At 69.7% G+C, this 12577-nt stretch carries 10 protein-coding genes and 1 riboswitch; of the genes, 7 read left to right on the forward strand and 3 right to left on the reverse strand.

Annotated features, from left to right (window positions below; all coding sequences use genetic code 11):
• The first annotated feature begins 86 nt into the window (after positions 1-86).
• A riboswitch (cobalamin riboswitch) is annotated at positions 87-287 on the forward strand.
• 125 nt (positions 288-412) lie between these two features.
• Genes AC1REK_RS25475 through AC1REK_RS25495 form a run of 5 tightly spaced genes read left to right on the forward strand, consistent with a single transcriptional unit; the run spans position 413 to position 6066 of the window.
• On the forward strand, positions 413-2353 hold the full coding sequence (locus tag AC1REK_RS25475) for a TonB-dependent receptor plug domain-containing protein (protein ID WP_492269935.1): 1941 nt from the start codon (positions 413-415) through the stop codon (positions 2351-2353).
• Positions 2350-3240: an ABC transporter substrate-binding protein gene (locus tag AC1REK_RS25480; protein WP_492269936.1), complete on the forward strand. Its 891-nt coding sequence runs from the start codon at positions 2350-2352 to the stop codon at positions 3238-3240. The genes AC1REK_RS25475 and AC1REK_RS25480 overlap by 4 nt, the downstream gene beginning before the upstream one ends.
• A complete protein-coding gene (locus AC1REK_RS25485) occupies positions 3237-4262 on the forward strand; it encodes a FecCD family ABC transporter permease (protein ID WP_492269937.1) in 1026 nt (341 codons plus the stop codon). Before AC1REK_RS25480 ends, AC1REK_RS25485 begins: the two co-directional genes overlap by 4 nt.
• The gene (locus tag AC1REK_RS25490; protein WP_492270084.1) at positions 4262-5056 is read left to right on the forward strand and encodes an ABC transporter ATP-binding protein; all 795 of its coding nucleotides are present in this window, start codon (positions 4262-4264) and stop codon (positions 5054-5056) included. The genes AC1REK_RS25485 and AC1REK_RS25490 overlap by 1 nt, the downstream gene beginning before the upstream one ends.
• Positions 5053-6066, forward strand: a complete 1014-nt coding sequence (locus tag AC1REK_RS25495; RefSeq protein WP_492269938.1) for a DUF6925 family protein — start codon at positions 5053-5055, stop codon at positions 6064-6066. The genes AC1REK_RS25490 and AC1REK_RS25495 overlap by 4 nt, the downstream gene beginning before the upstream one ends.
• Before the next feature lie 115 nt (positions 6067-6181).
• Here AC1REK_RS25495 and AC1REK_RS25500 read toward each other — a convergent pair whose 3' ends face one another.
• A complete protein-coding gene (locus AC1REK_RS25500; RefSeq protein WP_492269939.1) occupies positions 6182-8101 on the reverse strand; it encodes a PAS domain S-box protein in 1920 nt (639 codons plus the stop codon).
• Between the two features lie 16 nt (positions 8102-8117).
• On the reverse strand, positions 8118-8873 hold the full coding sequence (locus AC1REK_RS25505) for a Crp/Fnr family transcriptional regulator (RefSeq protein WP_492269940.1): 756 nt from the start codon (positions 8871-8873) through the stop codon (positions 8118-8120).
• Between the two features lie 141 nt (positions 8874-9014).
• Between AC1REK_RS25505 and AC1REK_RS25510 the strand changes: the two genes are divergently transcribed.
• Complete coding sequence (locus AC1REK_RS25510; protein ID WP_492269941.1) at positions 9015-9746, forward strand: response regulator; 732 nt, start codon at positions 9015-9017, stop codon at positions 9744-9746.
• Positions 9747-9781: 35 nt separating this feature from the next.
• On the opposite strand, the gene AC1REK_RS25515 is transcribed toward AC1REK_RS25510, so the two are convergent.
• Positions 9782-10456, reverse strand: coding sequence for an HAD family hydrolase (locus tag AC1REK_RS25515; protein ID WP_492269942.1), 675 nt, complete (start codon positions 10454-10456; stop codon positions 9782-9784).
• A gap of 283 nt (positions 10457-10739) precedes the next feature.
• On the opposite strand from AC1REK_RS25515, the gene AC1REK_RS25520 reads away from it, so the two are divergent.
• On the forward strand, positions 10740-12572 hold the full coding sequence (locus AC1REK_RS25520; RefSeq protein ID WP_492270085.1) for a heavy metal translocating P-type ATPase: 1833 nt from the start codon (positions 10740-10742) through the stop codon (positions 12570-12572).
• Positions 12573-12577: the final 5 nt, after the last annotated feature.

The following is a 12577-nucleotide window of genomic DNA, read 5'->3' on the forward strand; positions in this document are numbered from 1 at the left end:
TTACATATAATATATATTGATGAGCTGCAAGGCGCCTCGGGCATCCCCGCGCCTCGCGGCCGGCGTTGACGGCGCCTCATTCCCGCCCTACTCGTAAACGCGACGGTTCCCTCACGGGATCAAAAGGGAACGCAGTGCGGGTGGCGCGCCACCCCATGCTGCGGCTGCCCCCGCAACTGTAAGCGGCGAGCCTTTTCGCCATACGCCACTGGGACCTCGGCCCTGGGAAGGCGGTGAGAAGGCGCTGACCCGCGAGCCAGGAGACCTGCCGTCAGTCGTGGTCACACGCGAACACGTTCGGACGGGGTGTTTCGATCGCTGGTTCACTTGCACGCTGCCCTTTTTTCGGGTGCGGGCGGGAGATCGCGTTCGCGGTGACGTGCCACAACGTTGACCGCCCGAGGTTTCTTCCGTGCTCCCCTTCCCCCAGACCGCCCTGCGCGGCCCCTTGCCGCTCGCCTGCCTGCTGCTCGCCGGCACATCGCTGAATCCCCTTGCCGTCAGGGCTCAAGCAGATCCTGAAACCATTCGGCTCGACGAGGTCGTGGTCAGTGCCACGGGCACGCCGACTCCGGCGCGCGAGGTCGCGAGCTCCGTCACCGTCATCACCGCCGGTCAGATCCAGCGCGAGCAGCGCCGGACCCTGCCGCAGGTGCTCGCCGCCGTGCCGGGCCTCAACATCGTCCAGATCGGCGGCCCCGGCGGCCAGACCTCGGTGTTCATGCGCGGCACCAACTCGAACCACGTCAAGGTGCTGATCGACGGCATCGATGCCAACGACCCCTCGACGCCGAACCGCTCCTTCGATTTCGGCTCGATGCTGACCAACGACATCGAGCGCATCGAGGTGCTGCGCGGCCCGCAGAGCGGTCTCTATGGCGCCGATGCGCTCGGCGGCGTGATCTCGATCACCACCAAGCGCGGCGAGGGCCCGCCCAAGCTCACCGCCTCGGCCGAGGCAGGCTCCTACGGCACCTTCAACCAGGCTTTCGGCCTGAGCGGCGGCGACGACCGCTTCAACTACGCCTTCAACATCGCCCATCTGAAGTCCGACTCGACGCCGGTGACGCCGCCGAACCTCGTTCCGCCCGGGCGCCGCATCAACCCGAATTCCTATGACAACTGGAACTACTCCGCCCGCCTCGGCTTCAAGCTCACCGACACGCTGAGCCTCAACTGGGTCGGCCGCTATTCCGATGGCTACCTACTCTCGACCGGCGATTCCGGCTTTCCGAGCGTGCCGAACGCCTACCGCTCGAGCCAGAGCTACAAGCAGGCCTTCACCCGCGGCGAACTGGTCTTCGACCCGTTCGACGGCCGCTTCGTCAATCGCTTCGGCATCGCCTACACCAACCAGGATCGCTCCAACCGCTCTCCGAACGCCGCCGGCATTCTCGGCCTGCCGACCGACAATCTCGGCGAGCGGACGAAGTACGACTGGCGCGGCGACCTCAAGCTGATGGAGGGCCAGATGCTGGTGATGGGGCTGCAATACGAGAACGAGCGGCTGGAATCGCGCTCGCTCACCGCCTCGAACGGCAATACCGGCGCCTTTCTCGAATTGCAGTCGAGCTGGAGCGAGCGCTTCTTCACCGTCGCGAACATCCGCCGCGACGAGGACGAGGCCTTCGGCGGCCACACCACCTACCGGCTGGCGCCGACCTTCATCGTCCCGGGCACGGAGACCAAGCTGAAGGCGAGCTATGGCACCGGCTTCAAGGCGCCGACGCTGAGCCAGCGCTTCAGCGATTCCCGGCCGGCCTATAATTTCTACGGCAATCCCAACCTCAAGCCGGAGGAAAGCCGCGGCTACGACATCGGATTCGAGCAGCCCCTGCTCGACAACAAGCTCCAGATCGGCGCGACCTGGTTCCACAACGACATCGACAACCTGATCCTGACCAACGCCGCCCGGACCTCCTACACCAATATCGGGCGAGCCCAGACCAAGGGCGTCGAGAGCTTCGTCGCACTCGAGCTGAGCCCGCAATTCAAGATCCGGGCCGACTACACCTTCACCCTCGCCAAGGACGAGACCGCCAACCAGGAGCTGCTGCGCCGGCCGCGGCACAAGGCGAGCCTGACCGCCAACTGGGTGCCGATCGAGAACCTCAACCTCTCGGCGACGCTGATCTATGTCGGGGACCGCGTCGACGGAAACCGCGACTTCTCGATCTCGCGGATGCGCGCTCCGGGCGCCGCCATCGTCAACATCGCCGCCGAGTATAAGGCGAGCGAGAAGCTCACCGTCTTCGGCCGCGTCGATAACCTGTTCGACAAGCGCTACGAGAACCCGGTCGGCTTCCTCGTCCCCGGCCTCAGCGCCTTCGGCGGCCTGCGGGTGAGCCTGTGAGACAGGGGGCGGCCCTGCAGCGTGTGCTTCGCGGCGCCGCCCTCCTGCTGGCCTACGCCGTGCTGGCCGCGCCGGGCCTAGGCTTCGCCGCCGAGCCTACGGCCAAGCCGTCCCGCATCGTCTCGCTCAACATGTGCACAGACGAGCTCGTCCTGCGCCTCGCCGCCCCCGGCGCGATCGCCTCGGTGACCTGGCTCTCGCAGGACCCGCGCAACGCCAACATGGCGCAGGCGGCCCGCCGGATCCCGGCCAATCACGGCCTCGTCGAGGAGTTGCTGGCCTTCCGGCCCGATCTCGTCATCGCCGGCAGCTTCACCACGCGCAACACCGTCGCGTTGCTGAAGCGCGTCGGCGCGCCGGTGAAGGAGTTCGGCGTGCCGCGCGACCTCGCCGGGGTCAAGGCCCAGATCGCCGAAATGGCCGCGCTGCTCGGCGAGCCAGCGCGCGGCGAAGCCCTGATCGGCGAGATCGACGCAAGGCTTGCCGGGTTGGCCCGGCGCATCGGCGAGGAGCGGCCCAAGGCGCTGGTCCTGCGGCCGAACGGCTTCACCGTGGGGCGCGGCTCGCTGGTCGACGAGATCCTGACCAAGGCGGGCTTCGTCAATCTCGCCGCCGAGCTCGGCATCGACAATTACGGCCAGATCGCGCTGGAGACCGTCGCACTCGGCGAGGCCGACATCCTGATCCTCAACACCACCGAGGGTGGCCCGCCCTCGCTCGCCCATGAGGTCCTGAACCATCCCCTGATCGGCAGGCTCGGCGACCGGCTGCGGCTTGTCGCCTTGCCCTCCAGGCTCTGGACCTGCGCCGGGCCGGCGGTCATCGACGCCATCGAATTGCTGATCGACGCGGCCGCCGCGCCGCGCAACCGCAGGAGCGGCCCGTGAACCCCGCCACCACGGCCATCGCCGCGGAAAGTCGCAGCCGCTACCGCTTGCTGGTCGCGCTGCTGACCGCCCTGCTCGTCGCCATGACCGCGCTCTCGGTCGCCATCGGCTATGCAGAACTCGACCTCGGCGCGGCCTTCTCCGATTGGCTGGCCGGCCGCCCCAGCTTGCCGGCGCTGGTCCTCGTCGAGCTGCGCCTGCCGCGCGCTTTGCTCGGGGCGCTCGTCGGCTTCAGCCTCGGCCTGGCGGGCGCCGCGATGCAGGGCGTGCTGCGCAACCCGCTGGCCGAGCCCGGCCTGCTCGGCATTTCCAGCGCAGCCGCCTTCGGCGCGGTCGTGGTGTTCTATTCCGGCTTCGCCGGCGCCTTCCTGCTCGCCTTGCCGCTCGGGGGCATTGCCGGCGCCATGCTGGCGACGCTCCTGCTCTACGCCCTGAACGGGCGCGGCGCCGGCACCATGGCGCTGATCCTCGCCGGCGTCGCGATCAACAGCTTTGCCGGCGCCATGACCTCGCTCGCGCTCAACCTCGCGCCGAATCCCTATGCGGCGCTGGAGATCGTCTTCTGGCTGATGGGCTCGCTTGCCGACCGCAGCATAGCCCATGTCTGGCTGGTGCTGCCCCTGATGCTGCTCGGCTGGGCGCTGCTGCTCTCCAGCGCCACCGCCCTCGACGGGCTTACCCTCGGCGAGGATACCGCCCGCAGCCTCGGCTTCGATCTCGGTTGGTTGCGCGCCCGGCTGATCGGCGGCGCCGCGCTCGCGGTCGGCGCCTCCGTCGCCGTCACCGGGGCGATCGGCTTCGTCGGGCTCGTCGTGCCGCATCTGCTGCGGCCGCTCGTCGGGCACCGGCCCGGCCGGCTGCTGTTGGTCTCGGGCCTCGGCGGCGCGATCCTGACGCTCGCCGCCGACACCGCCCTGCGGCTGATGCCGATCCGGCCCGAGCTCAAGCTCGGCGTGGTCACCGCGCTGATCGGCGCGCCCTTCCTGTTCAGCCTGATCCAGCGGATGCGGAGGGCGGCGTGATGCAGATCGAAGCCAGGAACATCGCGGTCAGCCTTGGCGGCAAGCCGGTGCTGCGCGGCATCGACCTGACCTTGCGAGCCGGCGAGATGGTCGGCCTGATCGGCCCGAACGGCGCTGGCAAGACGACCTTGCTGCGCGTGCTCGCCGACCTGCTTGCGGCCGAGGCCGGCTCGGTGCGCTATGACGGGCTCACCGCCAAGGCGCTCGGACGCCAGACGCTGGCGCAGCGCATCGCCTTCCTCGCCCAGGGCGGCACGGTGCACTGGCAGCTGCGCGCAGGCGCCGTGGTCGCGCTCGGCCGGCTGCCGCATCGCCGCCCCTTCGCCGATCTCGGACCGTCCGACCGGGCCGCGATCGCGCGCGCCATGGACGCCGCCGATGTCACCGCCTTCGCCGAGCGCACGCTCGACAGCCTCTCGGGCGGCGAGCGCATGCGCGTCCTGCTGGCGCGGGCGCTCGCGGTCGAAGCCCCGATGCTGCTGGCGGACGAGCCGCTCGCCGGGCTCGACCCGCTGCACCAGCTCGAGGCGATGGCGCTGCTGCGGCGCACCGCGCATGCCGGCGCCGGCGTGGTCGTCGTTCTGCACGATCTCAGCCTCGCCGGGCGCTTCTGCGACCGTCTCGTCCTGCTCGATCAGGGCCGCGTGCTCGCGGACGGCTCCCCCGATTCCGTCCTCGGCGACGCCAATCTCGCCCGGGCCTTCGGCATCGAGGTCGCGCGCGGCGAACATGACGGCCAGCCCTATGCCCTGCCCTGGCGAGCGATCCCCCGCAAAGACGAGACATTCTCATGACGAAGAGCGACATCACCGGCTTCATCCGTGAGCAGTTGCGGACGCAGAGCTCGCAATGGAATCTCGGTACCTTCGGCGCGATCGCCGAGTTCCAGCGCGACCCGGACGAGGCTTTCGTGCTGACCGACGAGCACGGCCGGCTCGCCGCGACCACGGCGCGTGGCGGCGTCGGTTTCGGCGATCTCTCCGCCGTCCGGCTCTTTGCCTCCGAGACCGCGATCGGCCAGAGCTGGAGCCACCGCATCGCGCTCTGCCTGCCGGCCGATGCCTGCGCCATGAACCGCCGTACGGCCCTGACCGAGCTCGGCCCCGACAGCGAGGCGCTCCGGCCGCAGGACCGCGACGGCATCCTGTTCGACATGGGGCTCGGCACGCTGCAGGCCGACATCTGCATCCGAACCGCCGATCCCAGCCTGATCGGCGTGTTGCGCTCCGCCGCCGGGCGCTCGCTGTTCGAGCCCGGCAATCCCGCCATGGGCGCGATCGTCACGGCCGGGCCGCATCGCGTCTTCATGGCGCGCTTCGGCCGCTGCGAAGTCTACCAGCCGATCCCGCCGGCCGATGGCAAAAGCCCCGAAGGCCCGCACACCCATGTCCTGCCGAAGCTGCTGCGCTCGGGGCGCACCCATGCGGCGACCGAGCCGGTGCCCGACGGTTTCGTGCCCTGCGCCCATCTCGTGCCGGCCCATCCGCTCAAGGACGCGCTCGGCCGTCGCCAGCCCTGGGACCAGCAGGCCCATGACGCCTTCCAGGCGATGCTCGACGAATACGGCGATGTCCGGCTGCTCGCCCTGAAGTCGCGGCTCGCGGCGGCCATGGCCTCAGGCGCTCCGGCCGATGCGGCCGCGATCCCGGATGATCGCTTCGGCAGGCACGCCGCCAGGGTGCTGCTGCGGCAGCTGGTTCAGAGCGAGCGTCCCCCGGCCAGCGACTGGCTTGCCCTGCTCGAAGGCGAGAGCGGCGAGAAGGAGGAGCCCGCAGCCGACGCCGACGATTACGGCCACGGCTGAAACGAGGCGTCGCCCGGCGGGGGCCGAACCGCTGCCGGAGAAGCCTAACTTCTTGCGGGCTCGCGGGAGATTCGCAGGCGCCGACTCTGGACGAGCGGCGGACCAGTTACTCGCCTCAGTCGAGCAGCTCGCGAAGCCGCGTGGCCAGCTCGCGCGCCGTATAAGGCTTCTTCAGCCAGCCGCCCTCGGCGAGGTCGCGCCCCGGCAGCCCGGGTTCGGCATAGCCGGAGGTGAACAGCACCTTGATCTCCGGGCGAAGCGCACGTGCCTCCTTGGCCAGCTCGTCGCCGAGCATGCCGCCGGGCATCACGATATCGGTGAAGAGCAGATCGATCTCGGGATGCTGCCCGAGCAAGGCGAGCGCCTGGGCTCCTGTCGCAGCTTCGATGACGCGATAGCCCTCGGTCTCGAGTCTGGCGACCGCCACCCGCCTCACCCTGGCGTCGTCCTCGACCACCAGGATCAGTTCGCGGCTCTGCGGCTGGCTGGCTGCGGGCCGGGCTTCTTCCGGCAGTTGCTCCGGCTGCACCGGAGCCGGCACGGCGGCTGGCAGGAAGAGCTGCAGTGTCGTGCCCTTGCCGAGCTCGCTCTGGAGCTGGAGATCGCCGCCTGACTGGCGGGCGAAGCCGAAGGCCATGCTGAGGCCGAGCCCGGTGCCGGCGCCGACACCCTTGGTGGTGAAGAACGGCTCGAAGGCACGCTGCTGCACCTCAGCGCTCATGCCGATCCCGGTATCGGCGACGCTGAGCAGGACATAATCGCCGATACGTAGCTGCGGATGCTCCTGGGCGTAGTCGGCATCCAGTCGCCGGCGCGAGATCTCGACCGTCAGACGGCCGCCGCGCGGCATCGCATCGCGCGCGTTGAGCGCGAGATTGAGCAAGGCGTTCTGTAACTGCGCGCCATCGACGAGCGCGGTGTGTCCGGCGCCGGTGACGACGGTGCGCAATTCAATGGCTTCGCCGAGGGTGCGTCGCAGCAGGTCGGCAAAATTCGAGACGAGCTGGCCGATATCGGTGAGCTTGGGCGTGAGCGTCTGGCGCCGGCCGAAGGCGAGCAGCTGGCCGGTCAGCTTGGCGCCGTCCTCGGCGGCATCCTGCGCCTCGCGCAGCAGCACGCGCAAATCCTTATCGTCGAGGCGGCGCTCGATCATCTCGAGATTGCCGCTGATCACCGTCAGCAGGTTGTTGAAGTCATGGGCGATGCCGCCGGTGAGCTGGCCGACCGCTTCCATCTTCTGGGCCTGGCGCAATTCCTCCTCCATCTTGTGGCGGCTCGTCAGGTCCCGGATGAAGCCGGTGAAGATGCGCTTGCCATTGGTCGCGGCCTCGCCGATGGCGAGTTCCATCGGGAAGGTGGTGCCGTCCTTGCGCTGGCCGGTGACGACGCGGCCGAAGCCGATGATGCGGCGCTCGCCGGTCGCGACATAACGCGCGATATAGCCGTCATGCCGGTCGCGATCGGGATTGGGCATGAGCAGGCGGACATTGCGGCCGCAGACCTCGTCGGCGCTGTAGCCGAACAGCTTCTCCGCCGCCTTGCTGAAGGAGATCATCTCTCCGGCATCGTCGATCACGACCATCGCCTCGGGCACGGTTTCGAGGATCGAGCGCAGATGCGATTCGCGGGCGGCGAGATCGTCCTGGGCGTATTTCAGGTCGCTGATGTCGATGTTCTTGGCGACGATCACCGGATCGGCGGCGCCATCCGGCAGCAGAGCGACGCAGCGGCTGGCGACGAAGACCGGGCGGCCGCTGCGATGCCTCTGCCGCAACTCGCCATGCCAAGTGCCCTGATCGCGCAGCCGGGCAGCCATCGCCTCCGGCGAGCCTTCGCAGACGGTGCCGAGCAGTTCCTGGACATTGCGCCCCACGGCTTCCGCGGCACTCCAGCCGTAGAGCTGTTCGCAGCCGGTGGTCCAGCGCGCGATCCGGCCTTCGAGATCGTGGACGACGATGTTGGCGCCGTCGAGAATCCGGACGAGCTCGTCGATGCTGCCCCAGCTCGTGGCTTTCGGTTGGGTTGCGCTGGTCATCCGGCCTCGCGAGGGATCAGTGGGGCCAGGCGGCCAGCCGTGCCGCGCCCGTGCCGCGGGGCGAAGTATCGGTGTCGTCTTCGGCGCCGGCAAGCCGGGCGAGCGTCGCCGGCCGGCGAATCGCCAGGGCATGCCGTCCTTCGGGTGCGATCACGCCGCGCTGCGTGAGGTTTGTGAAGGTGCGCGACACCGTCTCGATGGTCAGGCCGAGATGGTCGGCGATGTCGGTGCGGCTCATCGGCAGCGGGATCGAGGCCGCGGACTTGCCGCCTTCGGCGAAGCGCTGCATCTGCCGCAGCAGGAAGCCGCAGACCCGCTCCTCGGCGCCGCGGCGGGCGAGCAGCATCGCATGCTCCTGGGCGACAGCGACCTCCTCGCAAAGCGCGGCGATGAATTCGCGGGTCAGGGCGGGCGATGCCTCGGTCAGGGCGCGGAAGCGGCAGCGCTCGATCCGGCGCAGGCTGACCTCGCTCACCGCCTCGGCCGTCGCCGGGCATTGCTCGTCCGGAGCGAGGCCGATGATGTCGCCCTCCTGGGCGAAACCGACGATGATCCGGCGCCCGTCCGGCAGGATGCGGTAGAGCCGCAGCACGCCCTTCAGCACCTCGAAGACATGCCGCGACCGGTCACCTTCCCAGAACAGCGTCGCGCCGGGCTCGAGGCTCTCGAGCGGCTGGCCTGCGAACAGGCCGCGCAGGCTGGGCTCAGCCGGGGTGCCGGCGAGGATCGGGGCATGCCCCGGCAGGCTGGAAACCGCGCTTGCAATGATCATGGCCACCGTCTTCGTCTCCGATCCGATGGTGGCAATTGAACGCGCCCGCGTGACGCCGGAACGATGCGCATGTTACCGTGCGTGCTGAATTGCAACGGATTGTAACAGCCTTGGCCCGCCCGCTTGAGTTCCTATCCAGCCATGGCTGAATCGCAGAGCCGTGCCGAGCACATCCTCGTCGTCGACGACGACCCCCGCATCCGGCAGATGCTGATCCGCTATTTCGAGGGCGAGGGCTATCGCGTCAGCGCGGTCGGCGACGGCCGCGGCATGCGCGAGACGCTGCAGCGCGGCGGGGTCGACATCGTCCTGCTCGATCTCGTCCTGCCGGGCGGCGAGGACGGGCTGATGCTGGCGCGCGAGATTCGCGCCGGTTCCGACCTGCCGATCATCATGCTGACCGGCCGCGACGATGTCGTCGACCGCATCGTCGGGCTCGAGATCGGCGCCGACGATTACATCCCCAAGCCGTTCCATCTGCGCGAGGTGCTGGCCCGGCTGCGAACGGTGCTGCGCCGCCGGCCGCGCGCTGAGCCGCCCGCCCCGAAAGCGACAGGCGAGCTCATTCGCTTCGACGGCTGGCAGCTCGATCTGGCGCGGCGACAACTGCTCGACCCCGCCGGGGCCGAGATCATGTTGACCACCGGCGAGTTCGACATTCTGGCGGTGCTGGCGGGCCATCCCGGGCGGGTGTTCTCCCGCGACATGCTGATGGAGCGTACGCGCGGGCGCACGCACGAGGTCTTCGACCGGTCGATCGACGCGCAGATCGCAAGGCTCCGCAAGAAGGTCGAGCCTGACCCGAAGGCGCCGGCCCTGATCAAGTCGGTGCGCGGCGTCGGCTATGTCTTCACCGGCAAGCCCGCCGACTGAAGCACCAAACCTGCTCCATCGCGCAGCACACGCGGTCAGCGCGCGGCGTCGGCCAGGGCGTTGGTGAGGCCGAGCACGCGCGAGAGTCCGGTCATGTCGGGCAGAACCGGGGTCGCGGGCGGGAACGGGTTGGCGATCCCTTCGGCGACGATGCCGACGAAGGGCATGCCCAGGCTGCGGGCGGCGTGGAATTCGGTGGTCGAATCGCCGATCGCGACCATGCGGCTGGGATCATGGCCATGCTCGGCGGCGAGCGTAGCGAAGGCGGCCGGCTTCAAGGTCGGCGCGCCGATGACGCGCTGGAAGAAGTGGCGCAGGCCGCGACGCTCGACGATCGCCTCGAGTTCCTCCTGCGGCGTCCCGGAGACCAGATGCAGCGGCAGGCGTGCAGCCGCCTCGTTCAGGAAGTCGAGCGCGCCCGGAATCAGCCGGCAGGCGACGACCTTCTCGTAGACGATGGCGCGGTAGCGCTCCGCCAGGGCCTCGATCGCCGCAGGGTCGGCCCCACGCCCGAACAGCGCGACTTCGAAATGGCGGAACTTTTCGCGCCGGCTGACGCCGCCATGGGCGTGGTGATAGCGGTCGATCTCGCTGCGCTGCTCCGGCGTCGCCTCGGGATAGGCGTCCTGGAAGGCCTGCGACTTGATCTCGACGGAATCGACGATGACCCCGTCGAAGTCGAGCACGACGCTCAATGGCACAGCCTGCATCTTGATTTTTGCTCCCTGGCGGCGGGATCGACTTTGGCGATCCGCCGGCCATTGTCCCGCTCCCTGGCCGGAAACCGGCCGGCCCGATCAGGCACCAGTTCACCTTGCCGCCGCCGGGGTCAAGCGCCGCAGGGCGGGCATCGGGGTTGCGCAGGGTGGCTGGCCGGACGACCTTGGCGCCTGCGACAATGCTGGCCGAGCAGTCGATGGAGGCGCGCCGGTGCCGGAGACGAAGGTCGACAAGGCTGGCGTCGAGGCCGGGCTAGAACCGGGCCCGCAGCGCATGCGTCTCTCCAGTCTCTGGCGGGAGCGGCTCGACCTGTCGCTGGTCGCGATCGCGCTGGCTGGTCTGGTCGTCGGCGGTGCCCTCTGGTGGCGCGGCGCGGATGCCGGCTGGGCCTGGACGCTCGCGACGCTGCCCGTCCTCGCCGCCCTGCTGGTGCAGATCGCCGGTTCCCTGCGCCGGGGCGATGTCGGGCTCGACATCGTCGCCGCCCTGTCGATGAGCGCGGCATTGCTGTTCGGCGAGGCGCTCGCCGGCAATGTCGTCGCGCTGATGTATGCCGGCGGGCAATTGCTCGAAGCCTACGCGCAGGGGCGGGCGCGACGGGAGATGTCGGCCCTGCTCGGCCGCGTCGCCTTCACCGCGATGCGCTATCGCGACGGCGCGCTCGAGGAGGTGCCGACCGCCGAACTGCGCCAGGGCGACCGCCTGCTGATCCGCACCGGCGACGTGCTGCCGGTCGACGGGCATGTCGCCGAGGGCGTCGCGGTGCTCGATCTGTCGGCGCTGACCGGGGAATCGCTGCCGCAGACCCTCGAACGCGGCATGGATGCGCTGAGCGGCGCGACCCTGGTCGGGGCTCCCTTCGATCTGATCGCCAGCCGCCCGGCCGCGGAAAGCACCTATGCCGGCATCGTCCGGCTGGTCGAGCAGGCGCAGGAGAGCAAGGCGCCTATGGCACGGCTGGCCGACCGCTACGCCATCGGCTTCCTCGTGCTGACCTTGGCCATAGCCGGCGCCGCCTGGCTGTTCAGCGGCGATCCGATCCGGGCGCTCGCCGTCCTCGTCGTCGCGACGCCCTGTCCGCTGATCCTCGCGGTGCCGGTCGCGATCATCTCCGGCATCTCGAAGAGCGCCCGCAGCGGGGCTTTGGTCAAGGATGGCGGCGTGCTGGAGGCGCTGGCGCGCATTCGCATCGCGGTGCTCGACAAGACCGGGACGGTGACGCAAGGCCGGCCGACGATCATCGGCATCCGCGCGGTCAACGGCTTCTCGCAGAACGAGGTTCTGGCGCTGGCGGCGAGCCTCGACCAGGCCTCGGCCCATGTCGTCGCGACCTCGCTGATCAAGGCGGCGACCGAGGCCGGGCTGGCGCTGAAGCCGCCGACGGAGATTGCGGAGACGCCCGGCAAGGGCATCGAGGGCAAGGTCGGCGACCGGCGCGTCGCGCTCGGTGGTGGCGGTTATGTCGGCCGGCGCAGCACCGGCGGGGATGCCGATGCGCTCGCCGCCGACGCGCCGCCGGGCGCGCTGATGGTGGCGGTCGCCGCCGATGGGGTGCTGGCTGGCGTCATCCTGCTGCAGGACCAGCTCCGCGAGGATGCGCGGGCGACGCTCGAAACCCTGCGCCAGGCGGGGGTCGAGCGGATCGTGCTCGCCTCCGGCGATGTCGGCGAGATCGCGCGCGCGGTCGGGGCGAGCCTCGGGGTCGATACGGTGCTGGGCGATCTGACGCCCGAAGGCAAGGTCGCGGTTATCCGGGATGAAGAGCGGGCCGGGCCAGTGATGATGGTCGGCGACGGCGTCAACGATGCGCCGGCGCTGGCGGCGGCGAGCGTCGGCGTCGCGATGGGCGCGCGCGGTGCCGCCGCTTCCTCCGAGGCGGCGGGCGTCGTACTGCTGGTCGATGCGCTGGAGCCGCTGGCGAAGGCGCTCGCCTCGGCGCGACGGACGCGCATGATCGCCCTGCAGAGCGTCTTTGTCGGGCTCGGGCTCTCCGTGCTCGGCATGCTGGTCGCGGCCCTGGGCTATCTCCCGCCGGTCCAGGGCGCGCTGTTCCAGGAGGCGATCGACATCGTCGTGATCCTCAACGCCCTGCGTGCTCTGCGCTAGGAGTT

The organism is Allobosea sp. GW823-FHT02B03 (genome assembly GCF_058797755.1).